Origin of the sequence: Pseudomonas xanthosomatis, assembly GCF_019139835.1 — a bacterium.
Classification (GTDB): Bacteria; Pseudomonadota; Gammaproteobacteria; order Pseudomonadales; family Pseudomonadaceae; genus Aquipseudomonas; species Aquipseudomonas fakonensis.
This window is the reverse complement of record NZ_CP077075.1, coordinates 4,974,110-4,998,980: the sequence shown is the minus strand read 5'-3', so window position 1 is coordinate 4,998,980 and position 24,871 is coordinate 4,974,110. Positions and strand designations below refer to the sequence as shown.

General features: G+C 62.8%; 22 protein-coding genes and 5 tRNA genes. 18 read left to right on the top strand and 9 right to left on the bottom strand.

All coding sequences use genetic code 11. From position 1 onward, the window contains the following. Positions 1 to 10 precede the first annotated feature (10 nt). From astB to mgtE, 11 genes are all read left to right on the top strand, one after another. Positions 11 to 1,360, top strand: coding sequence for an N-succinylarginine dihydrolase (astB, locus tag KSS93_RS22050; protein ID WP_217885970.1), 1,350 nt, complete (start codon positions 11 to 13; stop codon positions 1,358 to 1,360). 16 nt (positions 1,361 to 1,376) lie between these two features. Next, complete coding sequence (locus KSS93_RS22045; RefSeq protein ID WP_217839711.1) at positions 1,377 to 1,667, top strand: topoisomerase II; 291 nt, start codon at positions 1,377 to 1,379, stop codon at positions 1,665 to 1,667. Positions 1,668 to 1,677: 10 nt separating this feature from the next. After that, a complete protein-coding gene (gene astE / locus KSS93_RS22040) occupies positions 1,678 to 2,685 on the top strand; it encodes a succinylglutamate desuccinylase (protein ID WP_217885969.1) in 1,008 nt (335 codons plus the stop codon). Between the two features lie 380 nt (positions 2,686 to 3,065). Further along, positions 3,066 to 5,690 (top strand): alanine--tRNA ligase, encoded by a 2,625-nt coding sequence (gene alaS / locus KSS93_RS22035; protein WP_217885968.1) that lies wholly within the window; start codon positions 3,066 to 3,068, stop codon positions 5,688 to 5,690. Positions 5,691 to 5,771: 81 nt separating this feature from the next. Beyond that, positions 5,772 to 7,007 carry an aspartate kinase gene (locus KSS93_RS22030; RefSeq protein ID WP_217839707.1) on the top strand — a complete coding sequence of 412 codons (1,236 nt, stop codon included), beginning with the start codon at positions 5,772 to 5,774 and terminating at the stop codon, positions 7,005 to 7,007. Positions 7,008 to 7,217: 210 nt separating this feature from the next. Then, positions 7,218 to 7,406: a carbon storage regulator CsrA gene (gene csrA, locus KSS93_RS22025; protein ID WP_003254503.1), complete on the top strand. Its 189-nt coding sequence runs from the start codon at positions 7,218 to 7,220 to the stop codon at positions 7,404 to 7,406. 72 nt (positions 7,407 to 7,478) lie between these two features. Next, positions 7,479 to 7,569, top strand: a tRNA-Ser gene (locus KSS93_RS22020). 106 nt (positions 7,570 to 7,675) lie between these two features. Continuing rightward, positions 7,676 to 7,752: transfer RNA gene (locus tag KSS93_RS22015), tRNA-Arg, on the top strand. A 72-nt stretch (positions 7,753 to 7,824) separates the two neighbouring features. Next, positions 7,825 to 7,901, top strand: a tRNA-Arg gene (locus KSS93_RS22010). A gap of 71 nt (positions 7,902 to 7,972) precedes the next feature. Then, a tRNA-Arg gene (locus KSS93_RS22005) sits at positions 7,973 to 8,049 on the top strand. 379 nt (positions 8,050 to 8,428) lie between these two features. Then, positions 8,429 to 9,871 carry a magnesium transporter gene (mgtE, locus tag KSS93_RS22000; RefSeq protein ID WP_217885967.1) on the top strand — a complete coding sequence of 481 codons (1,443 nt, stop codon included), beginning with the start codon at positions 8,429 to 8,431 and terminating at the stop codon, positions 9,869 to 9,871. A gap of 113 nt (positions 9,872 to 9,984) precedes the next feature. On the opposite strand, the gene KSS93_RS21995 is transcribed toward mgtE, so the two are convergent. Further along, positions 9,985 to 10,311: an Arc family DNA-binding protein gene (locus tag KSS93_RS21995; RefSeq protein WP_003254499.1), complete on the bottom strand. Its 327-nt coding sequence runs from the start codon at positions 10,309 to 10,311 to the stop codon at positions 9,985 to 9,987. A 346-nt stretch (positions 10,312 to 10,657) separates the two neighbouring features. On the opposite strand from KSS93_RS21995, the gene phnN reads away from it, so the two are divergent. The 4 genes from phnN (at position 10,658) to KSS93_RS21975 (ending at position 13,362) form a co-directional block, all read left to right on the top strand. Continuing rightward, positions 10,658 to 11,299 (top strand): phosphonate metabolism protein/1,5-bisphosphokinase (PRPP-forming) PhnN, encoded by a 642-nt coding sequence (gene phnN, locus KSS93_RS21990; protein ID WP_217885966.1) that lies wholly within the window; start codon positions 10,658 to 10,660, stop codon positions 11,297 to 11,299. A gap of 95 nt (positions 11,300 to 11,394) precedes the next feature. After that, positions 11,395 to 11,466 (top strand) — tRNA-Arg (locus KSS93_RS21985). A 310-nt stretch (positions 11,467 to 11,776) separates the two neighbouring features. Continuing rightward, positions 11,777 to 12,643 (top strand): hypothetical protein, encoded by an 867-nt coding sequence (locus KSS93_RS21980; RefSeq protein WP_217885965.1) that lies wholly within the window; start codon positions 11,777 to 11,779, stop codon positions 12,641 to 12,643. Then, positions 12,640 to 13,362 (top strand): TylF/MycF/NovP-related O-methyltransferase, encoded by a 723-nt coding sequence (locus KSS93_RS21975; protein WP_217839703.1) that lies wholly within the window; start codon positions 12,640 to 12,642, stop codon positions 13,360 to 13,362. Before KSS93_RS21980 ends, KSS93_RS21975 begins: the two co-directional genes overlap by 4 nt. A 60-nt stretch (positions 13,363 to 13,422) precedes the next feature. On the opposite strand, the gene KSS93_RS21970 is transcribed toward KSS93_RS21975, so the two are convergent. Then, positions 13,423 to 13,989, bottom strand: coding sequence for a hypothetical protein (locus KSS93_RS21970; protein ID WP_217885964.1), 567 nt, complete (start codon positions 13,987 to 13,989; stop codon positions 13,423 to 13,425). Between the two features lie 219 nt (positions 13,990 to 14,208). On the opposite strand from KSS93_RS21970, the gene KSS93_RS21965 reads away from it, so the two are divergent. Next, positions 14,209 to 15,207, top strand: a complete 999-nt coding sequence (locus KSS93_RS21965; protein WP_217885963.1) for a diguanylate cyclase domain-containing protein — start codon at positions 14,209 to 14,211, stop codon at positions 15,205 to 15,207. 327 nt (positions 15,208 to 15,534) lie between these two features. Here the strand turns inward: KSS93_RS21965 and lpdA are convergent, their stop codons facing one another. From lpdA to KSS93_RS21945, 4 genes are read right to left on the bottom strand one after another with little or no spacing between them, the layout of a single operon-like run. Further along, a complete protein-coding gene (gene lpdA / locus KSS93_RS21960) occupies positions 15,535 to 16,914 on the bottom strand; it encodes a dihydrolipoyl dehydrogenase (protein ID WP_217885962.1) in 1,380 nt (459 codons plus the stop codon). Positions 16,915 to 16,916: 2 nt separating this feature from the next. Continuing rightward, a complete protein-coding gene (locus KSS93_RS21955) occupies positions 16,917 to 18,185 on the bottom strand; it encodes a dihydrolipoamide acetyltransferase family protein (protein ID WP_217885961.1) in 1,269 nt (422 codons plus the stop codon). Beyond that, complete coding sequence (locus KSS93_RS21950) at positions 18,186 to 19,244, bottom strand: alpha-ketoacid dehydrogenase subunit beta (RefSeq protein WP_217885960.1); 1,059 nt, start codon at positions 19,242 to 19,244, stop codon at positions 18,186 to 18,188. It lies immediately after the preceding gene. 1 nt (position 19,245) lies between these two features. Continuing rightward, positions 19,246 to 20,478, bottom strand: coding sequence for a 3-methyl-2-oxobutanoate dehydrogenase (2-methylpropanoyl-transferring) subunit alpha (locus KSS93_RS21945; RefSeq protein ID WP_217885959.1), 1,233 nt, complete (start codon positions 20,476 to 20,478; stop codon positions 19,246 to 19,248). Positions 20,479 to 20,675: 197 nt separating this feature from the next. Between KSS93_RS21945 and bkdR the strand changes: the two genes are divergently transcribed. Continuing rightward, positions 20,676 to 21,161 (top strand): Bkd operon transcriptional regulator BkdR, encoded by a 486-nt coding sequence (bkdR, locus tag KSS93_RS21940; RefSeq protein WP_217885958.1) that lies wholly within the window; start codon positions 20,676 to 20,678, stop codon positions 21,159 to 21,161. A 247-nt stretch (positions 21,162 to 21,408) separates the two neighbouring features. Then, positions 21,409 to 22,749 (top strand): MFS transporter, encoded by a 1,341-nt coding sequence (locus KSS93_RS21935; protein WP_217885957.1) that lies wholly within the window; start codon positions 21,409 to 21,411, stop codon positions 22,747 to 22,749. A gap of 62 nt (positions 22,750 to 22,811) precedes the next feature. Here KSS93_RS21935 and KSS93_RS21930 read toward each other — a convergent pair whose 3' ends face one another. The 3 genes from KSS93_RS21930 to KSS93_RS21920 form a co-directional block, all read right to left on the bottom strand. Next, positions 22,812 to 23,375: a hypothetical protein gene (locus tag KSS93_RS21930; RefSeq protein WP_217885956.1), complete on the bottom strand. Its 564-nt coding sequence runs from the start codon at positions 23,373 to 23,375 to the stop codon at positions 22,812 to 22,814. Positions 23,376 to 23,541: 166 nt separating this feature from the next. Further along, positions 23,542 to 24,285, bottom strand: a complete 744-nt coding sequence (locus KSS93_RS21925) for a flagellar brake protein (RefSeq protein WP_217885955.1) — start codon at positions 24,283 to 24,285, stop codon at positions 23,542 to 23,544. An 81-nt stretch (positions 24,286 to 24,366) separates the two neighbouring features. Next, positions 24,367 to 24,834: a flagella synthesis protein FlgN gene (locus KSS93_RS21920; protein ID WP_217885954.1), complete on the bottom strand. Its 468-nt coding sequence runs from the start codon at positions 24,832 to 24,834 to the stop codon at positions 24,367 to 24,369. Between the last annotated feature and the right edge of the window lie 37 nt (positions 24,835 to 24,871).

Here is a 24,871-nt window from a genome sequence, read left to right as displayed (position 1 = left end):
AGCCTAGCCGATGAAATCCTACGAAGTGAATTTTGATGGCCTGGTGGGGCCGACCCACAACTACGGCGGCCTGTCGTACGGCAACGTGGCCTCGCAGAGCAACAGCCAGCAGGGTTCCAACCCGCGCGAGGCGGCGCGCCAGGGCCTGGCCAAGATGAAGGCGCTGATGGAAATGGGCTTCCAGCAGGGCGTACTGGCGCCGCAGGAGCGCCCGGATGTGGCCGCGCTGCGCTGCCTGGGCTTCACCGGTAGCGACGCCGAGGTGATCCAGCGCGCGGCGAAAGACGCCATGCCGCTGCTGGTGGCCAGCTGCTCGGCCTCGAGCATGTGGGTGGCCAACGCCGCCACCGTCAGCCCCAGTGCCGACACCGCAGACGGGCGCGTGCATTTCACTGCCGCCAACCTCAACTGCAAGTACCACCGCAGCATCGAGCACCCGACCACCAGCCGTGTGCTGCAGGCGATGTTCAATGACCAGCAGGTGTTTGCCCACCACCAGGCGCTGCCGGCGGTGGCGCATTTCGGTGACGAGGGCGCGGCCAACCACACGCGTTTTTGCCGCAGCTATGGCGAGGCGGGGGTCGAGTTTTTCGTCTACGGCCGCAGCGCTTTCGACAGCCGCTACCCGGCGCCGCAGAAGTACCCGGCGCGGCAGACCCTCGAGGCCTCGCAGGCGGTAGCCCGGCTGCATGGCCTGAGCGAGGGCGGGGTGGTCTACGCTCAGCAGAACCCGACGGTGATCGACCAGGGCGTGTTCCACAACGACGTGATTTCGGTGGGCAACGGCGAGGTGCTGTTCTACCACGAGGACGCCTTCCTCGACACCGACGCGGTGCTTGGCCAACTGCAGGCTAAACTGGCCAGCAAGGGAGGTCATTTCCAGGGCATTTGCGTGCCGCGTACTGCGGTTACGGTGGAAGATGCGGTGCGTTCCTACCTGTTCAACAGCCAACTGCTCAGCCGCGACGACGGCTCGATGCTGCTGGTGGTGCCGGAAGAGTGCCGCAACAACGAGCGCGTATGGGCCTATCTGTCGCAACTGACCAGCCAGGGCGGGCCGGTGAAGGAGGTCAAGGTGTTCGACCTCAAGCAGAGCATGCAAAACGGTGGTGGCCCTGCCTGCCTGCGGCTGCGCGTGGCGCTGAAGGAATCGGAACTGGCGGCGGTCAACCAAGGGGTTATCATGACCGCCCCGTTGTACGACACCCTGGTGCAGTGGGTCGACAAGCACTACCGCGACCGCCTCGGCGAGGCGGACCTGGCCGACCCGCAACTGCTGATAGAGTGCCGTACCGCACTGGATGAATTGACCCAGATCCTCAAGTTGGGTTCGGTGTATCCGTTCCAACGCCAACCTTGATAGAGAGAGTTTTGCAATGTCCGATGCCCTGCGCCTGATCCTGGAAGATGAAGACGGCACCCAGCTGGAAACCTCCTGCACCCGCTTTGCCGTGGTCTGGCAAGGCAAGGAAGTGTGGATTCAGCAAGACGGCCGCGGCCAGTTGCTGATTGGTGTGGATGTCGAAGAGGGCGACGCCGAGTACGCCAACCTGTTGCTGCGCCCGATGGCCACCAACCTGGTCAGCCTGCAGCTGGAAATGGAGCCGGCTGAAGTCGGCGAAGATGACGACCACGTGCATGGCCCGGACTGCGGCCACCACCACTAAGGAAGCGCCTATGCTCGCCCTTGGCAAACTGCTTGAGCTGACCCTCACCGATCACGAACCGGCCGAGAAGACCCAAGTGACACCCAAGGGCGTGCGTTTGCGCTGGCTGGGGGAGGGCGCGCTTGAGGTGCGTCCGGCCGAAAACGAGGATTGCGGCCTCGACCTGTTGCTGTCTGCCGGCATCCATGGCAACGAAACAGCGCCGATCGAGTTGCTCGAGCGCCTGTTGCATGGTGTGGCCAACGGCAAGATCAAACCGAGGGCGCGGGTGTTGTTCCTGTTCGGCAACCCGGCGGCGATTCGCAAGGGCGAGCGCTACATCGAGCAGGACATCAACCGCCTGTTCAATGGCCGCCACGAGCTTACCAGTGGTTTCGAGGCGCTGCGCGCCGCGGAACTCGAACAATTTGCCCGGGTGTTCTTCAGCAAGCCCGAGCGTACCCGCCTGCACTACGACCTGCACACCGCAATCCGTGGCTCGAAGATCGAGCAGTTCGCCTTGTACCCCTACAAGGAGGGGCGCACCCATTCCCGGGCTGAACTGGCTCGCCTGGCTGCGGCAGGGATGGAGGCGGTGCTGCTGCAGAGCAAGTCTTCGATCACCTTCAGTGCCTTCACTTATGAACAGTTGGAGGCCGAGGCCTTCACCCTCGAACTGGGCAAGGCGCGGCCATTCGGCCAGAACGAAGGGGTCAATCTGGACAAGCTCGAAGAGCGCCTCATCCAGATCATCGAAGGCACCGAGCCTGAGACCGGCGACTCGCTCGATGGCCTGAAGCTGTTCAGCGTGGCCCGCGAGATCATCAAGCACAGCGACAATTTCCACCTGCACCTGCCGGCGGACATCGAGAACTTCTCCGAGTTGAGCAAGGGCTACCTGCTGGCCGAGGACCTGGCCGAGATGCGCTGGGTGGTGGAGGAGGAGGGCGCGCGGATCATCTTCCCCAACCCCAAGGTACGCAATGGCCTCAGGGCGGGGATTCTGGTGGTGCCGGATGCGGGTGAGCGCCTGGCTTGACACCCGTGATGGAGTGCGGGGGTAATGATGTATGGATGATCTACACCTAGGCAGCAGGGCTGGCTCGCAGCATGTCTTGCTGACGGCTGACCTTTTCGACTGCAGAGGCTTGTGTTGCCTGATTCGAGCCGTGAGCCAGCCGGTTTGATTCACCGTACAGTCCATTTTCATCTTGCGGCGACGCAACAGGCTTGCCAGTAGCGAAAGGCAGGCTTTAGCATCGCGATCAAGCCGTTACCTTTGCTTTAGCCTGACAAACCGCCCAAACGACGGTTTCTATTGCATAAACACACTGCACCGAGACTGCAGGACCGATATAATGCGGCCCTTTGCCGTCGTTTCGTCGATTCGACGTGGCCGCCGTTTCCGTGGAAGAACCTATGAAAAGCGCAGAAATCCGTGAAGCCTTCCTTCGCTTCTTCGAAGAGCAAGGGCACACTCGCGTAGCCTCCAGCTCCCTGATCCCGGGCAATGACCCGACCCTGCTGTTCACCAACGCCGGCATGAACCAGTTCAAGGACTGCTTCCTCGGCCAGGAAAAGCGCGCCTACACCCGCGCGGTCAGCAGCCAGAAGTGCGTACGCGCCGGCGGCAAGCACAACGACCTGGAAAACGTCGGCTACACCGCCCGTCACCACACCTTCTTCGAGATGCTGGGCAACTTCAGCTTCGGCGACTATTTCAAGCGCGATGCCATCACCTTCGCCTGGACCTTCCTGACTTCCGACAAGTGGCTGAACCTGCCCAAAGAGAAGCTGTGGGTCACCGTCTACGCCAGCGATGACGAGGCCTACGACATCTGGACCAAGGAAGTCGGCGTGCCGGCCGAGCGCATGGTGCGCATCGGCGACAACAAAGGCGCCCCGTACGCCTCCGACAACTTCTGGACCATGGGTGACACCGGCCCGTGCGGCCCGTGCACCGAGATCTTCTATGACCACGGCGCCGACATCTGGGGTGGCCCGCCCGGCTCGCCGGAAGAAGACGGCGACCGCTACATCGAGATCTGGAACAACGTCTTCATGCAGTTCAACCGCACCGCCGACGGCGTCCTGCACCCGCTGCCGGCCCCGTCGGTGGACACCGGCATGGGCCTTGAGCGCATCAGTGCGGTGATGCAGCACGTGCACTCGAACTACGAGATCGACCTGTTCAAGAGCCTGCTGGACGCTGCGGCGCAAGCCATTGGCTGCCGTAACGAAGAGCAGTCGTCGCTCAAAGTGGTGGCCGACCACATCCGTTCCTGCGGCTTTTTGATCGCCGACGGCGTGCTGCCGTCCAACGAAGGCCGTGGCTACGTGCTGCGCCGCATCATTCGCCGCGCCTGCCGTCACGGCAACAAGCTGGGCGCCACCGGCAGCTTCTTCCACAAGGTGGTGGCGGCGCTGGTCAACGAGATGGGCGAAGCCTTCCCCGAGCTCAAGAACCAGCAGGCGCACATCGAGCGCGTGCTGAAAACCGAAGAGGAGCAGTTCGCCAAGACCCTCGAGCAGGGCCTGCGCATCCTCGAGCAGGACCTGGCGCAGCTGCAGGGCAAGGTGGTACCGGGCGACGTGGTGTTCAAGCTGTACGACACCTACGGCTTCCCCATGGACCTGACCGCCGACATCGCCCGCGAGCGCGAGCTGACCATCGACGAAGCCGGTTTCGAGCGTGAAATGGAGGCCCAGCGCGAGCGTGCCCGTTCCGCCAGCGCTTTCGGCATGGACTACAACAGCTTGGTCAAGGTCGACACCGCTACCGAGTTCCTCGGCTACGACGCCACCGAAGGCCAGGGCAAGATCATCGCTCTGTACAAGGACGGCCAGGCTGTCGACCAGCTGGGCGAAGGCGAGCAGGGCGTGGTGGTACTGGACCGCACCCCGTTCTACGCCGAATCCGGCGGCCAGGTGGGCGACACCGGCTACCTGCAGGCCGGCAATGCGCGTTTCGACGTGCGCGACACCACCAAGACCGGCGGTGCCTTCCTGCACCACGGCGTGGTTGCCAGCGGTGCGCTGGTGATCGGCTCGCCAGTAGACGCGAAGGTCGATGCCGACGTGCAGCACGCCACCTCGCTGAACCACTCCGCCACCCACCTGCTGCACGAAGCGCTGCGCCAGGTACTGGGCGAGCACGTGCAGCAGAAGGGCTCGCTGGTCGACAGCCAGCGCCTGCGTTTTGACTTCAGCCACTTCGAGGCGGTCAAACCAGAGCAGATCAAGGCCCTGGAAGACATCGTCAATCGCGAAGTGCGCAACAACACCCCGGTACAAACCGAACTGACCGACATCGAGACCGCCAAGGCCAAGGGCGCCATGGCGCTGTTCGGCGAGAAGTACGGCGACACCGTGCGCGTGCTGAGCATGGGTGGCGATTTCTCGGTGGAGCTGTGCGGTGGCATCCATGCCAAGCGCACCGGCGACATCGCGCTGTTCAAGATCATCAGCGAAGGCGGCGTGGCCTCTGGCGTGCGCCGTATCGAAGCGGTCACCGGCGCTGCCGCGCTGGCTTACCTGAACGCTGCCGAAGAGCAGGTCAAGGAAGCGGCGCAGTTGGTCAAGGGTAACCGTGACAACCTGATCGACAAGCTGTCGGCTGTGCTCGAGCGCAACCGCCAGCTGGAAAAGCAGCTGGAACAGCTGCAGGCCAAGGCCGCCAGCGCCGCCGGGGATGATCTCTCCAACGCGGCTGTTGAGGTCAAGGGTGCCAAGGTCCTCGCCGCCCGCCTGGACGGGCAGGATGGCAAGGCCCTGCTGGCGCTCGTCGATCAGCTGAAGAACAAGCTCGGCCACGCAGTGATCCTGCTGGGCAGCGAGCACGAGGGCAAGGTCGTGCTGGTGGCTGGCGTGACCAAAGACCTCTCCAGCCAACTCAAGGCTGGCGACCTGATGAAACAAGCCGCTGCGGCGGTCGGTGGCAAGGGCGGTGGCCGCCCGGACATGGCCCAGGGTGGTGGCGTCGACGTCGCCGCGCTGGACAACGCCCTGGCCCTGGCAGTGCCGTTCGCCGAGCAGGGACTTTGAGATGCCGGGGCGGCGGTCTGGTCGCCGCCCCGCATGTTGGATTGTTTTTTGGGGCCCCTTGCGGGCCGAGGCACCTTTGAAATGGCGTTGATCGTACAGAAATTTGGCGGCACCTCTGTCGGTTCCATCGAGCGGATCGAGCAGGTTGCCGACAAGGTCAAGAAATTCCGTGAGTCTGGCGACGACCTGGTGGTTGTGCTGTCGGCCATGAGCGGTGAAACCAATCGCCTGATCGACCTGGCCAAGCAGATCTCCGACAAACCGGAGCCACGCGAGCTGGACGTGATCGTTTCGACCGGCGAACAGGTGACCATCGCGCTGCTGGCCATGGCCCTGATGAAGCGTGGTGTGGAGGCGGTGTCGTACACCGGCAACCAGGTGCGCATCCTCACCGACAGCGCGCACAACAAAGCGCGCATCCTGCAAATCGACGACCAGAAGATCCGTGCCGACCTTAAAGCCGGCCGCGTGGTTGTGGTTGCAGGTTTCCAGGGTGTTGACGAGCAGGGCAACATCACCACCCTGGGCCGTGGCGGCTCGGACACCACCGGTGTGGCCCTGGCGGCAGCGCTGAAGGCCGACGAGTGCCAGATCTACACCGACGTCGACGGCGTCTACACCACCGACCCGCGCGTTGTGCCGCAAGCCCAGCGTCTGGAGAAGATCACCTTCGAAGAAATGCTGGAAATGGCCAGCCTCGGTTCCAAGGTGCTGCAGATCCGCTCGGTGGAGTTCGCCGGCAAGTACAACGTTCCGCTGCGCGTGCTGCACAGCTTCAAGGAGGGTCCGGGTACCCTCATTACCATCGATGAAGAGGAATCCATGGAACAGCCGATCATTTCCGGTATCGCCTTCAACCGTGATGAGGCCAAGCTGACCATTCGTGGCGTGCCGGACACCCCGGGCGTTGCGTTCAAGATCCTCGGCCCGATCAGCGCTTCGAACATCGAAGTGGACATGATCGTGCAGAACGTCTCGCACGATAACACCACTGACTTCACCTTCACCGTGCACCGCAACGAGTACGAGAAGGCGCTGAGCGTGCTGGAAAACACCGCCCGCGAAATCGGCGCGCGTGAAGTGATCGGCGATACCAAGATCGCCAAGGTTTCCATCGTCGGTGTCGGCATGCGCTCTCACGCAGGTGTCGCCAGCCGCATGTTCGAAGCCCTGGCCAAGGAGAGCATCAACATCCAGATGATCTCCACTTCCGAAATCAAGGTTTCGGTGGTGATCGAAGAGAAGTACCTGGAGCTGGCCGTTCGTGCGCTGCACACCGCGTTCGAGCTCGACGCGCCTGCCCGACAGAGCGAGTAACACCTTGCCCAGAGGGGCGCGGCTTGCCGCGCCCTTCGCGTTTCTGGCTGTTGGAGGCGCTCCTGTCCAGGTGCCTCTGCCGGCCTGAGGGCTTGCCCGAGAAGGCGCGTAGACGCCTCCAGGCAAAGCCAAGGGGCCTTGCCGTTGTCCCCGGCCTGCCCCGGCTTCACCAAAGACTGTTGTCCCTGAAAGATCATTAAGGAGAAATGTATGTTGATTCTGACTCGCCGGTGCGCGGAGAGCCTGATCATTGGCGACGGTGAGATCACCGTGACGGTGCTGGGCGTCAAAGGCAACCAGGTGCGTATTGGCGTTAGCGCACCCAAGGAAGTGGCTGTTCACCGCGAGGAAATCTACCTGCGGATCAAGAAAGAGAAGGATGAAGAGCCAAGCCTTTAATTTTTTTGAAGTTTTTTTCAAAAAAAGGGTTGCAAACGAGGAAGGGTGTGTTTAATATTCGCCTCGTGTTGCGGTGAGGTGGCCGAGTGGCCGAAGGCGCTCCCCTGCTAAGGGAGTATACCTCATAAGGGTATCGGGGGTTCGAATCCCCCCTTCACCGCCATTATTTGCGTAGGTCGCTGGAAAAGTTCAAAAGCTTAAGTCGTTGAAATTAAACGAAAAAGTTCTTGATAAATAGATTTGGCGGCCTATAATGCGCGGCAAGACACGGACTCATAGCTCAGCTGGATAGAGTACTCGGCTACGAACCGAGCGGTCGCAGGTTCGAATCCTGCTGAGTCCGCCACTTTTGAAGTGGCTTTGTTTTCAAGGCTGCTTTAAATAACCAGTGGTAACCTGGTCTAAAAATACCAACCACGGACTCATAGCTCAGCTGGATAGAGTACTCGGCTACGAACCGAGCGGTCGCAGGTTCGAATCCTGCTGAGTCCGCCACTTTTGAAGTGGCTTTGCTTGCAAAGATGCTTCAACAAACCAGTGGTAATCTGGTCTAAAAATACCACCACGGACTCATAGCTCAGCTGGATAGAGTACTCGGCTACGAACCGAGCGGTCGCAGGTTCGAATCCTGCTGAGTCCGCCATACCTGAAAAGCCCGCTTATGCAGATAAGCGGGCTTTTTCTTTTCCGCCCCCAGTCGCAGTATCTCGTATCAGTTTGCCGTCCATGGCTAGACTGCAATCAGTCCCTTTTCCAATCGATGTGCTTTTTGACAAGCCTGCGCCGTCGCACTGTTGGCTTCGAGCGTTGTCATAGCTTTATCGCGCAAACGATTGTTCTGGCCAAAAATTTAAGCGATCCAGCAGCTTGTACCGTGTATGATTGCGCCCGTCAGCCCCGCCGGGGCTTGTGGAATCCCACCATGGACTTACCCAGTAGTTACTCGTTAATACGCTTCATCCAGACAGATCTGCCTGATTGATTCTCCCGGCGTGCTCCGCTGCTGGGAGTGGAGTACGCCTATGACTGAAATCGAAGTAAAAAAAGCGCAAGAGAGCCTGCAGGATCGCCTGGCTCAGGTGATCGAACTGCTGCAGCGCCAGCGCGTGGTCGAAGACCTGACGCATCGCCAGGAAGGCCACCACCACGATCTGGTGGAAAACCTCGTCCACCGCCAGAACCTGGTCGAGCTGCAACGCAAGCTTGACGACCTGCACCCTGCCGACATCGCCTACATCCTCGAAGCCTTGCCCCTGGAAGACCGCCTGACGGTCTGGCAGCTGGTGCGCTCGGACCGCGATGGCGACATCCTGCTGGAAGTGTCCGACGCCGTCCGCCAAACCCTGATCGCCGACATGGACGATCACGAGCTGCTGGCCGCCGCCAAAGAGATGGACGCCGACGAGCTCGCTGACCTTGCGCCAGAGCTGCCGCGCGACGTCGTCCATGAGCTGATGGAAAGCCTCGATGCCCAGCAGCGCGAACGTGTGCGTTCGGCCCTGAGCTACGACGAGGAGCAGGTCGGTGCGCTGATGGACTTCGAGATGGTCACCATCCGCGAAGACGTCAGCCTGGAGACGGTGCTGCGCTACCTGCGCCGGCTCAAGGAGCTGCCCAACCACACCGACAAGCTGTTCGTGGTTGACTACGACGGCATTCTCAAGGGTGTGCTGCCGATCAAGCGGCTGCTGGTCAACGACCCGGACAAGAAGGTCGCGGAGGTCATGGCCAATGACCCTGTGGCATTCCACCCCGAGGAAGATGCATACGACGCAGCCCAGGCCTTCGAGCGCTACGACCTGGTATCCGCCCCGGTGGTGGACAAGAACGGGCGCCTGATCGGCCGTTTGACCATTGACGAGATGGTCGACCTGATCCGCGAGGAGAGCGAGAGCGAAGTGCTCAACATGGCCGGTTTGCGCGAAGAGGAAGACATCTTCGCCTCGGTCTGGCGCTCGCTGCGCAACCGCTGGGCATGGCTGGCGATCAACCTGATCACCGCGTTCCTGGCGTCGCGGGTGATCGGCCTGTTTGAAGGTTCCATCGAAAAACTGGTGGCCCTGGCAGCGTTGATGCCGATCGTGGCCGGTATTGGCGGCAACTCGGGTAACCAGACCATCACCATGATCGTGCGCGCCATGGCCTTGGACCAGGTGTCGCCGGGCAACACCAGCCGCCTGATGCGCAAGGAGCTGGCGGTGTCCTTGCTCAATGGCCTGATCTGGGGTGGGGTGATCGGTGCGGTGGCGTTCTGGCTGTATGGCAGCTGGTCGCTGGGCTTGGTGATGACCGCAGCCATGACCCTCAACCTGTTGCTGGCCGCCTTGATGGGCGTGCTGATTCCAATGACCCTGACCCGCCTGGGCCGCGACCCGGCGATGGGCTCCAGCGTGATGATCACCGCGGTGACCGACAGCGGCGGCTTCTTTATCTTCCTCGGCCTGGCCACGCTGTTCCTGCTCTGAACCTGTCTGTAGGAACGGCCCCAGGGCTGCGCCTATACCCAGCCGGGCAGAATGTAATACCCACAAAAAAGCCAGCTTGCGCTGGCTTTTTCGTGTGCGGCGGTAAAGCGCGATCAGGACGCGTCTGCGGCCATTTCCACATCGTGAGCGATGAGGGCCACCAGCGCGTTCTGCTGGCGGTGGGACAGTTGGCGGAAGCGCTGCAGCAGCTCACGCTCGTGCAGGCTCAGCTCAGGGCTGTCCAGGCGCATGCTCAGCTCGTCACCCAACGCGCCTTCCTGGATAAGGCTCTGCTCCAGGCGCGCGATGATTTCGGAGTTCATGCTGCGGTGATGGTTGCGCGCTACCTCGGCAATGCGCTCACGCATCCCGTCTGGCAGGCGGACGACGAACTTGTCAGCAGTGCGGCTCGAATAGATAGCCTGTTTCATTGGGCGCATATAAATTGACCGGTTGTTCTGGTTCAGGGGAAGCGGTTATCAAATTGGCCGCACGGTGGTGGTACGACCGCGGCGACGACAAAATGTTCAACCGTCGTTTGATTTTGGTTTTTCATCTTGCCTCAACGTCGCCGTTTCCTTGGCGTCAATTCTGTGACAAATAGTGATCTGGATAAAGGCTTTATGCCAGTACCAATTATCAGAAATGCGCACTGGTTTGAAAAGTTTAACCTTCATCCAATTGCACCGACGTCAGACCTTTGTCGTCAAAATCTGATAACTGGCGGCAAAGGCTAGGGAAAAAGCCTAGAATGCGCCGGCTTCCCTCACATTGAGCATAGTGGCTATGCAACATGACGCAAGCGGCACATTGCCTTCACGCGCTCGGCTGATCTTCCTGATCGGACCGTCTGGCTCGGGAAAAGATTCCCTTATCGATGCGGCCCGTGGCGATCTGGCCGCCGGTGGCATCGAAATCGCCCGGCGGGTGATCACCCGCTCCGCCGAAGCCAAGGGAGAAGCCGCCCACAGCGTGAGCCGCGAACAGTTCGAGGCAATGTGCGCAGCGGGCGAGTTCGCCTTGCACTGGCATGCCAACGGCCTGTGCTATGGCATCCCTGCTCAGGTGGATCGCTGGCTCGCCAGCGGCACGCCTGTGTTGGTCAATGGTTCTCGTGGCCACCTGGCAGAGGCACGTCGGCAGTACCCTGGCTTGTTGGCCGTGGGCCTGAAGGTGTCAACCCAGGCCTTGCGTGCGCGGCTGTTGGCGCGGGGGCGCGAGAGCAATGACGAGATCGAGCAGCGCCTGGCGCGCAATACGGCTTTGCCGGCCTATGATGCCGACGTGCATGTGCTGGACAACTCAACGTCGCTTGAGGCGGCAGTGCAGGCCTTGCTCGGGCTTTTGCGCGAGCAAGGCCTGCTTGGGAATAAGGCTACGGGCACATGCGCCGTTGGCGACAAGACAGCCGGCAACGCACATCGCTAAGCTTTATGCCGTGCCGGGCTACACGCCTGTAAGCCAATGATTACCTAGAAAAAGCTTGCTCGTTGGCCCTCTACATAGCAACATGGCGCCTCTTTGCTCCCTTAGTTCAATGGATAGAATAAGCCCCTCCTAAGGGTTAGATGCTGGTTCGACTCCAGCAGGGAGCGCATCCCCCCGATTCACCAGCTGAGTCGCTGCTTCTCAAGCTTCACTTCCCGGGTGCCCACCCGACGCCTCGACCCCCGCACCGCAGCCGCCAGATACTGATCGCCGGTACGCGCGCCGCTTAAAGTTTCCTGTCAGCATGCCGATCTCTTGGTCACTGGGTACGGGGCATGCATCCGTATCGCCAATGGTTGGAGTACCTGCCCGCAGAGGCAGGGCGCGTCGCCTTGCGTTCACTTCAATTCATGCCACGCTGCCGGTCGCTGCAGCCCGTGGCGGGCATTGGTCACAACGGGTTCTGAAGGGGCAAGTATGAATTTTTATGTCAACCAGGTGAAAAACAAGCCGGACTTCCGGGGCTCGCTGTTCAAGGGCGACATCTTCCTCGAAACCGGCCTTGCCAACGCACATCAGCTGTGTGCCCTGGCCCGGCAGAGCATCACCGCCGCATTCGACGGCGAAACCGACCACCAGTCGCTGCACAAGATGATGCCGGTGGAAACCTTCGTCGAACGCGTCACCGCGCTCAAGCGCCAGTTCACCAACGGCCCAGAAGCCAAGGAGCTGATCCGCGATTTCCTGCGTGAAATCGGTGCCGACCTCAACGAATACATCTTCGACGTGCCACGGGTGCGCGTAGTGCCCAACTACGACTACCTGCATGCCGGCGTGAGCTACGCCTACAAGCCGCACCGCGACACCTGGTATGGCGGCGTCGAGAGCCAGGTAAACACCTGGATGCCGGTGTACAGCATCGAGCCCGAGCAGACCATGATGATCAACCCGGCCTACTTCGACCGCCCGGTGCAGAACAGCTCCGGCGAGTGGAGCCTGGAGCACTGGATCAACTCGCAGCGTTTCGCAGCGGCGCAGAACATCACCGAAGAGACCCGGGTGCACCCGGTGCCGCTGGAAGACATCGACACCAGCGCCGAGCTGCGGGTGGCGGGCAACAGTGGCGAGATCCTGATCTTCTCCGGCTCCCACCTGCACGGCACCGTGGCCAACTTCACCGACAAGGTGCGTTTCAGCGTGGACTTTCGCCTGATCCACCTGCAAGACTTGCTGCACAAGCGCGGCGCGCCAAACGTCGACAACGGCTGTTCGGACCCAGAAGCCGGCTTCAAAGACTATTTCAATGCCAGCGACTTTTCGCAATTCCAGGGAGTAAACCCATGACCAAGCGTCGCCTGACTGCTGCCGAGGTCGAGTACAACGAAAAGCGCGCCAGCGTGCTGAGCCGTGTCGATGCCCAATATGTGGCCGATGCGCCGTTCGTGTTTGCCAACCGTATCGCCGTGACCGCCGCGCTGTCGCGCATCGAACTGTTCAAGATGGTCCAGGATGTGCCGGGCGCCATCGTTGAATGCGGCGTATACAAAGGCAACTCGCTGATGCTGTACATGCAGCTGTCGATGATCCTGGAGCCTTACGCGATCAACCGTTCGATCATCGGTTTCGACACTTTTGGCGGTTTTGCGAGCATCGATGCCGAGCAGGACCCTGCCGACATCAACGAGAACATGTTCTCCGACACCGATGAAACCCTGATCCAGGACATGATCGATGCCAACGACCTGATCCGTCCGGTCAACCGCATCCCGCGCTGCGAGATCGTCAAGGGCGACATCCTCGAAACCGTGCCGGCCTTCGTCAAGACCCGCCCCGACCTGGTGGTGGCGATGCTGATTCTCGATACCGACCTGTACAAGTCGACCAAGGTGGCGCTGGAAACCTTCCTGCCGTACATGCCCAAGGGCGCGATCGTGGTGCTGGACGAAGTGGCCTATCGCAATTTCCCGGGCGAAACCCAGGCGCTGCGTGATGTGCTGGACCTGAACAAGGTCGAGCTCAAGCGCCTGCCGTTCGATTCGACCGTGGGCTACTTCCGCGTCTGATGCGCAGCGTCGGCATGCAGGGGCAATGTGGCCCCTGCATGCCGGCCGCAGGGTGGCCGCTCAAAGCTCGGCAGCTTTCTGCTTATCGCTATCCTCGGCCCCCGAGGCGGCCACGGCCAGGCCACTGCTGACCTGTTGCGCCTGTTGGGTCTGCTGCGCCTGCTGCAGCTTGGCCTGGGTCTTGAGAACTACATCCTCTTTCATGCGCTGGGCGATCTGATCGTCGATCGCGGCTTTCTGCTCCGGCGGCAGGGCCTCGTATTCGTCCTCGGTCAGCCCCAGTTCCTGCAGCATTTTCTCCTTGATCTTCTCCTCCGGCGACTTGGCCATGTAGTCGTGGAAGTCCTGGGCTGCGCTGCTTTGCTCCTGTTTACCGACGCTGGCCTGCTGGCGTGCGGCGCTGTCGGGGTTCTGCAGCATCACCAGCAGCTTGGCAAAGGCTTCTTTCTGGTTGTCTTCGCTGCTCTGCTGCGAGGTGCTGCCCTGGCTGTTCTGTTGCGCGGCCGTGTCGCGGGTGGCTGCCACCTGGCGTACCGGCACGAACTGGCTCAGGGCCTGTTCGTTGTTGGTACGGTTGTGCTGCTGGACGGCTGTCTGCCAGCCCAGCCCGTTCAATGCGATGACCATGGTTGTCCTCCTGGAAAAATCGTTGGCGCCAGCAAAGTGGCAAAAGCTGTGCCAGCGGTCGCAAGGCCGTTGAAATCGCCCTGTTTGGCTATTCCGGTAGCGCTGCGCTGGGCATATGCTTGCCCCTCAGAGGAACAGGGTTGCCGGCTGCGGCAATTCTGATGAACATCGGCAGCCTTGAGAGCGGGGCGCAGTTGCTGGGCAACGACAGGAGCGTCCATGAGTCAGGCATCCAAGCCGGTACCGACCGGTTTCACCGAGCAGCAACTGCACACCTTGTTCGATCTGGTCAGCGACGGTATCTGGGACTGGAACGCCAATACCGGCTACGTCTACCGCAACCCCGGCTGGTACCGGATGCTGGGCTACGCCAGCCACTCCAAGGACAATTCGGTGCTCACCTGGGAAAGCGTTATCCACCCCGAGGACTACCCACGGGTGATGGCGCATTTCGAGGCCTACATCGAGCAGCGCAACGAGCGTTATCGCATCGAATACCGCTGCCTGTGCCAGGACGGCAGTTACCTGTGGGTCGAGGACAGCGGCCATGTCATTGCCCGCAACGAGGATGGCTCGGTGGCGCGCATGCTCGGTGCCCACCGTAACATCGACGCCGGCAAGCGCCTGGTGGCCGAGCTTGAGCTACGCAACCAGTCGCTGGAAAGCCTGGTGGCCGAGCGCACCCGCGAGCTTTCGTGGGTCAACCAGCAGTTGCAGCGCCAGCTGGACGAGAACCGCGTACTGGCCGAGCGTGACGCGCTGACCCGCACCGCCAACCGCTACCACCTGGAAAAGACTCTGCAACAGGAGTGCGAGCGCGCCAGGCGTTTTCGCGAGCCGTTGGCACTGATTGCCATGGACATGGACGACTTCAAGCCGATCAACGACCTGCACGGCCATGCACGTGGCGATGCGGTGCTGATCGAGGTGACCGAGCGCGTGCGCCAGTGCCTGCGCCCGCAGGATTTGCTGGCGCGCTGGGGCGGCGATGAGTTTGCCGTGGTGCTGCCGGGTACCTTGCTCAACGAGGCCTGCGACATGGCGCGGCGCATTCGCCAGGCCCTGGCCGGCCTTGAGCCGGTGGGCGATTGCCGGCTGACCATGAGCTACGGGGTGGTGCAATGGTGCGATGGCGAGAACCAGCAGGGCCTCTTGGCCCGCGCCGACCGGGCGCTGTACCGGGCCAAGGCGGCGGGCAAGAACATCGTCGCCGAGTAACCTTGCCTGTACCGGCCCTTTCGCCGGCAAGCCGGCTCTCATAAAACTGCACATAACTCATTGATTTAGCAGGGACCTGTGGGAGCGGGCTTGCCCGCGAACACCGGCGAAGCCGGTGCCAGGCACCGCGTCGCCTGCTTCGCGGTGGTTCGGCACCCCGACAAGTCCGCTCCCACAGGGGCCGCGTTTGTGCCGGGCTTTGCACGATCTGTGTGGGAGCCGGCTTGCCGGCGATGAGGCCGGTACAGGCGCTCAAGATTTTCACGAAAAAATGCCCGCGACGTCTGGTAACGCCGCGGGCCAAATCGGCTCTCGCCGCTTCAGTACCTAGATATGCAACGCATGCCCCAGCGCCCGCAGTGCCGCTTCCTGCACCGCCTCACCCAGGGTTGGGTGGGCATGGATGGTGCCGGCCACATCTTCCAGCCGCGCGCCCATCTCCAGCGACTGGGCAAACGCCGTGGACAACTCCGAAACCGCCACCCCCACTGCCTGCCAGCCGAGGATCAGGTGGTTGTCACGCCGCGCCACCACCCGCACGAAACCGCTTTTCGACTCAAGGCTCATGGCCCGGCCATTGGCAGCGAAGGGGAACTGCGCGACGATGCAGTCCACGCCTTGCTGGCCGGCCTGTTCGGGCGTCATGCCCGCCACCACCACCTCCGGGTCGGTAAAGCACACCGCAGCAATTGCGCTGGGCTCAAAGCGCCGCGCCTTGCCAGCGATGATTTCGGCGACCATCTCGCCCTGGGCCATGGCGCGGTGCGCCAGCATCGGCTCGCCGGCCACATCGCCAATGGCCCACACATTGTGCATGCTGGTCTGGCAACGTTCGTCGATGGCGATGGCGGCGCCGTTCATCTTCAGCGCCAGGCTTTCCAGGCCAAAGCCCTGGGTGCGCGGCCGGCGGCCAACGGCCACCAGCACCTGGTCGGCCTCCAGGCGCAGTTCCCCGCCTGCAGTGTCACGGGCCAGCAGGCAACCGTCGACATAGCCCTCGACGCTGTGGCCCAGGTGCAAGGCGATGCCCAGCTTTTTCAGTGAGTCGGTTACCGGTGCGGTCAGTTCGGCGTCGTAGGTTGGCAGAATGCGCTCGCGCGCTTCCACCACGCTGACCTGCGCGCCCAGCTTGCGATAGGCGATGCCCAGCTCCAGGCCGATATAGCCGCCGCCCACCACCACCAGGTGGCGGGGCAGCGCTTTCGGGGCCAGAGCCTCGGTGGAGCAGATGATGGGCCCGCCGATGGGCAGCATCGGCAGTTCGACGCTGCTGGAACCGCTGGCCAGCAACAGGTGTTCGCACTGGATACGCTGGCCGTCCACCTCGACATTTTTGCCGTCGAGAATCTTCGCCCAGCCATGGATCACCTTCACGCCATGCTTTTTCAGCAGGGCCGCCACGCCGCTGGTGAGGCGGTCGACGATGCCGTCTTTCCACTCCACGCTGCGGCCGATGTCCAGGCGCGGCGAGGACACGCTGATGCCCAGCGGCGAAGACTCGGTGAAGCGGCTGGCCTGGTGGAACTGCTCGGCCACGTGGATCAGCGCCTTTGACGGGATGCAGCCGATGTTCAGGCAGGTACCGCCGAGAGCCTGGCCCTCCACCAGCACGGTGGGGATGCCCAGTTGCCCGGCGCGGATGGCCGCCACGTAGCCGCCGGGGCCGCCGCCGATGATCAGCAGGGTGGTGTCGATAATCGGTTGCATGGTCACTCCACGAACAGGCAGGCAGGTTGTTCCAGCAGGCCGCGCACGGCCTGGATGAACAGCGCGGCATCCATGCCGTCGACCACCCGATGGTCGAACGAGCTGGACAGGTTCATCATCTTGCGCACGACGATCTGGCCGTCGACCACCACCGGGCGCTCGACCATGCGGTTGACGCCGACGATGGCCACTTCCGGGGTGTTGACCACCGGTGTGCTGGCGATACCGCCCAGCGCGCCAAGGCTGGTCAGGGTGATGGTCGAGCCGGTCAGCTCTTCGCGTGTGGCTTTGTTGTTGCGCGCCGCATTGGCCACCCGGGCGATCTCGCTGGCGTTGCCCCACAGGCTGCCGGCCTCGGCGTGGCGCAGCACCGGCACCATCAGGCCGTTTTCGCCCTGGGTGGCGATGCCCACATGCACCGCGCCGTGGCGGGTGATGACCTGGGCTTCGTCGTCATAGGTGGCGTTGATCTGCGGGAAGTCGCGCAGGGCGACCACCATGGCGCGCACCAGAAACGGCAGCAGGGTCAGCTTGCCGCGGCTTTCGCCATATTTGCCATTGAGCTGCTGGCGCAAGGCTTCCAGCGCGGTGACGTCGATTTCCTCGACGTAGCTGAAGTGCGCCACGCGGCGCTTGGCGTCCTGCATGCGCTGGGCGATCTTGCGGCGCAGGCCGATCACCGCCACCTGCTCGCTGTCGCTGCGCTTGGCATAGCCGCCCGGGGCCTGCCCGGCGCTGCTGTGCGGTTTGCTGATGAAGGTGTCGAGGTCTTCATGCAGGATGCGCCCGGCCGGGCCGCTGCCGTGCACGTAGCGCAGCTCGATGCCGGCATCCAGCGCGCGCTTGCGCACGGCGGGGGAGGCCAGCGGCTTGGCGCCTGCCTCGCGCGGCACGATGGGGGCGGCGGCGCGGCAACTGGCGGCCTGCGCGGGTGCTTGTGCCGGTGCTTCGGCGCGGGCCGGCTCCTGTGCCTGCACCGGCGCCGGCTCTACCGGCTTGGCCTGGGGCGTGTCGACATGGTTGCCGCTGCCTTCGACCTCGATGCGGATCAGCTCGCTGCCCACCGCCATGACTTCGCCCGGCTGGCCGCCAAGCGCCAGAACCTTGCCGCTGACCGGCGAGGGGATTTCCACCGTGGCCTTGTCGGTCATCACATCGGCCACCACCTGGTCTTCGGTGATGACATCACCGACCTTGACGAACCACTCTACCAACTCGACCTGCGCGATGCCTTCGCCGATGTCCGGCATCTTGATGACGTGCGTGCCCATTCAGACCTCCATGACCCGTTTCAATGCCGCGCCTACCCGCGAAGGGCCGGGGAAGTAGGCCCATTCCTGTGCGTGGGGGTAGGGGGTGTCCCAGCCGGTGACACGCTCGATCGGCGCCTCCAGGTGGTGGAAGCAGTGCTCCTGCACCAGCGCCACCAGTTCGGCACCAAAGCCGCAGGTGCGGGTGGCCTCGTGCACGACCACGCAGCGGCCGGTCTTCTTCACCGACTCGACGATGGTCTCCAGGTCCAGCGGCCACAGGCTGCGCAGGTCGATGACCTCGGCGTCGACGCCGCTCTCTTCGGCGGCCACCTGGGCCACGTAGACCGTGGTGCCATAGGTCAGCACGGTGACATCGTTGCCTGGGCGGGTGATGGCTGCCTTGTCCAGCGGTACTGTGTAGTAGCCGTCCGGCACCGCGCTTTGCGGGTGCTTGGACCACGGCGTGACAGGGCGGTCGTGGTGGCCGTCGAACGGGCCGTTGTACAGGCGCTTGGGCTCGAGGAAGATCACCGGGTCGTCGCATTCGATCGAGGCAATCAGCAGGCCCTTGGCGTCGTAAGGGTTGGACGGCATGACCGTGCGCAGGCCGCACACCTGAGTGAACATCGCTTCCGGGCTCTGGCTGTGGGTCTGGCCACCGTAGATGCCGCCGCCGCAGGGCATGCGCAGGGTCAGCGGCGAGATGAACTCGCCGGCCGAGCGGTAGCGCAGGCGGGCCATCTCCGAAACGATCTGGTCGGAGGCGGGGTAGAAGTAGTCGGCGAACTGGATTTCCACCACCGGGCGCAGGCCGTAGGCGCCCATGCCCACGGCGGTGCCGACGATGCCACTTTCGGAAATCGGTGCGTCGAATACCCGTGACTTGCCGTACTTGGCCTGCAGGCCCTCGGTGCAGCGGAACACGCCACCGAAGTAGCCCACGTCCTGACCATACACCACCACGTTGTCGTCGCGCTCGAGCATCACGTCCATGGCCGAGCGCAGGGCCTGGATCATGGTCAGGGTACTGGTGGCCATGGCGGTTTCCGGGTTGATGCTGTTGTTGTGATCGTTCATGTCAGACCCCCAGTTGCTGGCGCTGACGGCGCAGGTGATCGGGCATTTCCTTGTACACGTCCTCGAACAGCGAGGCGGCGCTCGGGATGTGGCCGTTGGCCAGGGTGCCGTACTGCTCTGCTTCTTTTTGCGCGGCGATGACTGCGGCTTCGAACTCGGCGGTGGTGGCCTGATGTTCGTCCTCGGACCAGTGGCCGGTCTTGATCAGGTGCTGCTTCAGGCGGGCGATCGGGTCGCCCAGCGGGAAGTGGCTCCAGTCATCGGCAGGGCGGTATTTGGATGGATCGTCCGAGGTGGAGTGGGGGCCGGCGCGGTAGGTGACCCACTCGATCAGGGTCGGGCCCAGGCCACGGCGGGCGCGCTCGGCAGCCCAGCGCGAGGCGGCGTACACCGCCACGAAGTCGTTGCCGTCTACCCGTAGCGAGGCGATGCCGCAGCCCACGCCGCGGCCGGCGAAGGTGGTCTGCTCGCCACCAGCAATGGCCTGGAAGGTGGAAATCGCCCACTGGTTGTTGACCACGTTGAGGATTACCGGGGCGCGGTACACGTGGGCGAAGGTCAGCGCGGTATGGAAGTCAGACTCGGCAGTGGCGCCGTCGCCGATCCAGGCCGAGGCGATCTTGGTGTCGCCCTTGATCGCCGAGGCCATGGCCCAACCCACCGCCTGCACGAACTGGGTGGCCAGGTTGCCGCTGATGGTGAAGAAACCGGCCTCGCGCACCGAGTACATGATGGGTAGCTGGCGGCCCTTGAGCGGGTCGCGCTCGTTGGACAGCAGTTGGCAGATCATCTCGACCAGCGACACGTCGCGGGCCATCAGGATGCTTTGCTGGCGATAGGTGGGGAAGCACATGTCGCTGCGGTTGAGCGCCAGCGCCTGGGCGCTGCCGATGGCTTCCTCGCCCAGGCTCTGCATGTAGAAGGACATTTTTTTCTGGCGCTGGGCAACCACCATGCGGCTGTCGAAGATGCGCGTCTTGAGCATGGCGCGCATGCCATGGCGCAGCACCTGCGGGTCGATGCCCTCAGCCCATGGGCCAAGGGCGTCGCCGTGGGCATCGAGCACGCGCACGAGGCTGCCGGACAGGTCGGCGGTGTCGGCGGGTTCGACGTCGATCGGGGGTTTGCGCACAGAACCTGCGTCGTTCAGGCGCAGGTAGGAGAAATCGGTCTGGCAGCCTGGCCGGCCGGTAGGCTCGGGCACATGCAAACGCAGGGGGGCGTACTCGTTCATGCTTTTTACGCTCGCTCGGATGTTGTTTTTGTGAGCTCTGAAGCGGCCGCCGCTGAGTGCCGGCTTGTGACTGGCAGGTCAGCGTCAGTTACATGATAGGGGGCCGGGCGGAGAATTTTTCTCTCATGTTCATTGCCTTTGCCCGAGCGGGGAGATAAACATTCCGTACAAACACAAAAACCAGGTGAATCTGTCTCATGCGCAAACTGGATCGCACCGATATCGGCATTCTCAACAGCCTGCAGGAAAACGCCCGCATCACCAACGCCGAGCTGGCCCGCTCGGTGAACCTGTCGCCCACGCCGTGTTTCAACCGGGTCAAGGCCATGGAAGAGCTGGGGGTGATCCGCCAGCAGGTCACGCTGCTGTCGCCTGAGGTGTTGGGGCTGGATGTCAACGTTTTCATCCATGTCAGCCTGGAAAAGCAGGTGGAGCAGTCGCTGCACCGCTTCGAAGAAGAAATCGCCGTACGCCCCGAGGTGATGGAGTGCTACCTGATGACTGGCGACCCGGACTACCTGCTGCGGGTGCTGCTGCCAAGCATTCAGGCGCTGGAGCGTTTTCTCGATTACCTGACCCGCCTGCCTGGCGTGGCCAACATCCGCTCAAGCTTCGCCCTCAAGCAGGTGCGCTACAAGACCGCGCTACCGCTGCCGGCCAATGGCATGACCCTGCGCGAGTGAGGTGCGGGCCGGGCCTGCAGATGTTTGATCCGGATTTGTTGTGACTGCCCAGGGCCTCATCGCAGGCTACAGGTTTGGCGCCTGTCCCGGGGGAACACCAGTAAGGGCCGCTTGGCCTGTGCGCGACGCAACCTGTACCAGGAGCGTCGCCGGTTTAAATTTCCGCAGCCGGGGCCTGCGCTGCGAGAGCTTTGCCCTTATGCTTGCTTGCACCGCCGTCACCTGACCAGGGAGCTTCACGGGACGTATGCGCAATATCTGGAAGCCGTTTCAGTCGTTGTATTTCGCCGCCCTGATGATGCTGATCGGCTCTGGCCTGCTCAGCACTTACCTGGCCCTGCGCCTGGCTGCCGAGCATGTCGACAGCCTGTGGGTCGGCGCGCTGATGGCGGCCAACTATTTTGGCCTGGCCGTGGGCGGCAAGGTCGGCCACCGGCTGATCGGCCGGGTCGGGCACATCCGCGCCTATGCCACCTGCGCCGGTATCGTCGGGGCAGCGGTGCTCGGGCATGGCCTGACCAGCTGGCTGCCGGTGTGGATCGGCCTGCGGATGATCGTGGGCCTGGGCATGATGTGCCAGTACATGGTCATCGAAAGTTGGCTCAACGAGCAGGCCGATGCCAAGCACCGCGGCGCGGTGTTCAGCGGCTACATGATCGCTTCATACCTGGGCCTGGTGCTGGGCCAGCTGATCCTGGTGGTACACCCGCAACTGGGCCCGGAACTGCTCATGCTGGTGGCCATGTGCTTTGCCCTGTGCCTGGTGCCGGTGGCCATGACCCGGCGCATTCACCCCGCCCCCTTGCGCCCGGCGCCCATGGAGCCGAAGTTCTTCATCAAGCGCGTGCCGCAGTCGCTGTCCACGGTACTTGGCTCGGGGCTGATCGTCGGCTCGTTCTATGGCTTGGCGCCTTTGTATGCGGCCAACCAGGGGCTGAGCACCGAGCAGATCGGCCTGTTCATGGGCAGCTGCATCTTTGCCGGCCTGCTGGTGCAGTGGCCGCTGGGCTGGCTGTCCGACCGCTACGACCGGGCGGTGCTGATCCGCAGTGTGGCCATCGGCCTGGCACTGGCTTCGGCGCCACTGGCGATTCTGCCGGGGGTGCCACTGGAGTTGCTGTTCGGTATCGGCTTTGTCATCTCGCTGTTGCAGTTCTGCCTATATCCGCTGGCGGTGGCGTTCTCCAACGACCATGTGGAGAGCGAGCGGCGCGTCTCGCTGACCGCCATGCTGCTGGTCACCTACGGCGTGGGCGCCTGTATCGGGCCGTTGGCAGCGGGTGTGCTGATGAAGCTGCTGGGGCCGCAGATGCTCTATGCCTTCTTCCTGTTCTTCGCCCTGGTGCTGGTGTGGCGCATCCGGCCCCAGGCAGTCACCGGCCTGCACCAGGTGCAGGATGCCCCTCTGGGCCACGTGGCCATGCCGGCGGCCGGCTCGCCCCTTTCGGCGGCGCTTGACCCGCGGGTCGATGAGCAGACCGTGCAGGAGGTGATGCAGGCGCCGGTGGCGGCGGAAGATACCGAGCAAGAGGGGGCTGATCCGGTGGTGGCAGCCAAGACGCAGTCCAGAGCCGACAGCCAGGTGTGATGCTGTGATCGGTGGCGGCCAATCTGGCGCGGCCACCGAAGGTGTTCAATGAGGTTGCCGCCTCACACCCTGTCCAGGTTGCGCAAGGTGAACTGCAATACCTCACTATCTGTTTCGCCAGCATTGAGGTAGTACCCGGTGCCCAGGTCATTCCTGTGGGTCTTGGCCTTTGCCACCCGGTGGCCCAGGTGGTCGCGCAGGTAGAACTCGAGCTCTTCGACACTATTCGGGGACCCGTCCCATTCTGGTGGCTGCTCTATCTTCCAGAAGTCCTGGCGCCCGAACAGGTTCGCAGGGTTGAGTGCCTCGGTGAGCCTGCCGATCACATGTGTGCCATACAGCCCGAGCCAACCATTGCTATTGCGTTCAAGCCTGGCCCCCTTGTAGTCCCAGTTGTCGATACAGTTGATGTAGTAATGGGCGCGGCCGCCGGCCTGTTCGATGAAACTGAATGCAAACCTGACAGCCTTGAACGCTTTCTCGCGTCCTTTCGGTCGCCAGCTTTGCGCGCACAGCCAGCCGTCTTCATCTGCGCTGGTGATGAAATGCTCGGAAAACGATGTATCGGCCACGCCTATCTGGCCATAGCGGCAGTGCAGTTCAGCGGTGAAATTCGCGTTGATCATGGTGGCTCCGAATTATGACAGGGCTCCGCTTGGGGGCGGTGGCTGAACATAAGCCCGGGCGGCTGGGGCGGACAGCGGGAAAGGCTGCGTGGGCGGGGTGGATCGAACTGTCGGGAGGGGCAGGTCTTTGAACGAAAACGCCACCCGAGGGTGGCGTTGGCAGCGATCAGTAGTCGTCCTTGTCGAACCGCCGCGCCTCGCGCTGCAGCTGGTACACGAACCCTTCGATCTTGCGCTGTGCCTGGCCGCTCAGGTTATGGAAGCGTATGCCGGCGAAGGTAATGTTGATGCGCTCTTCATAGTGCAGGTGGCGCAGCTCGACCATGGTGTCGGCCAGGCCCAACGGGGCGCCCGCTTTGAAACGCTCGTACACCTGGCCCAGTTGCAGGCGGTCTTCGACGTTGCCCTCGAAGCGCAATTTGCAGCCGGTGGCAGAAATATCCAGCAGTTTGCCGCGCAGGGCGCCATTGCCCTTGAGGTAGGTGCCGTCGAGGATCACATCGAGCAGCTGCGACAGCTTCAGCGCGGCGCGGAAGGCATTGCGGCGCTGGTGGTAGGTGACTTCTTCGGGCAGCGGGCCACGGTAGCAGCGGTGGCCGTCGATTTCGCTGATGGTCAGCGGGGTGTTGCATTCCCAGGCGATGCGCACGCCGTCGTGGAAACCTTCGACACGGAACGGCTCACCGTTCTCGATGAACTTCTCGCCGTCGCGGGGGATCATCTCGTCCAGGGCGACCACACCGGTGTCGCGGTCGACGTGCACCACATAGCTCTGGAACCGCTGGCTGCGCTCAGGGAAGCTGATGATCAGCGGGTCGTGGCTCTCCAGCAGCTGGCGCAGGTTGGCCGCAATCTCCAAAGGGGTACTGAGCACCTTTGGTGGCTGGGGGGCATCGGTTTCATTGAACACGGGTTTTCAATCTCCAGGCAAAAACGACACACGCAAGTAAAGGCATTTTGCCAGTATGTTCCGTGCCTTGAATATAGACAATCACACTTGGCTGAGCGCCCGGGGCTTGGCCATCGGTGAGGTGGTGCCACGGCTGTCGTACAGCGACGGGGAATCGCCGCCGTGGAGGATTCTGATCTGGTTGGCCGTGGTGTGTTGCTGCATCTGGATGATCCGGCCATTGGTCTCGTTGACCTTCTGGCAGGTATCGAGCAACTGGCTGAGCACATCGAGTTGCTGCAATAGAAGTTCGCCGTTGGGCGACTGTGCAGCCAGTACCTGCACGCCGGCGCGGTCTGGGCTCAGGCCCTGTCCGGTCAGCAGCAGCCTGCGCCGCTGCCCCTGCTGTTCGAGCAACACGATCAACGACTGCTTGCGTGCCAGGATATGTTCCAGCATTGGCATGTCGCGGCCGTGCAGGGCGAGCGCTTCCTGTTCCAGGAGCTCGAGCAGTTCCTGCGTCGGGGCGATGTCGTCTTCGATCAGTTGCAGCAGGGTGATGTCGTGCATGGCTAACTCTTGGGGTTGTTGCGTCCTTGAAGTCAGC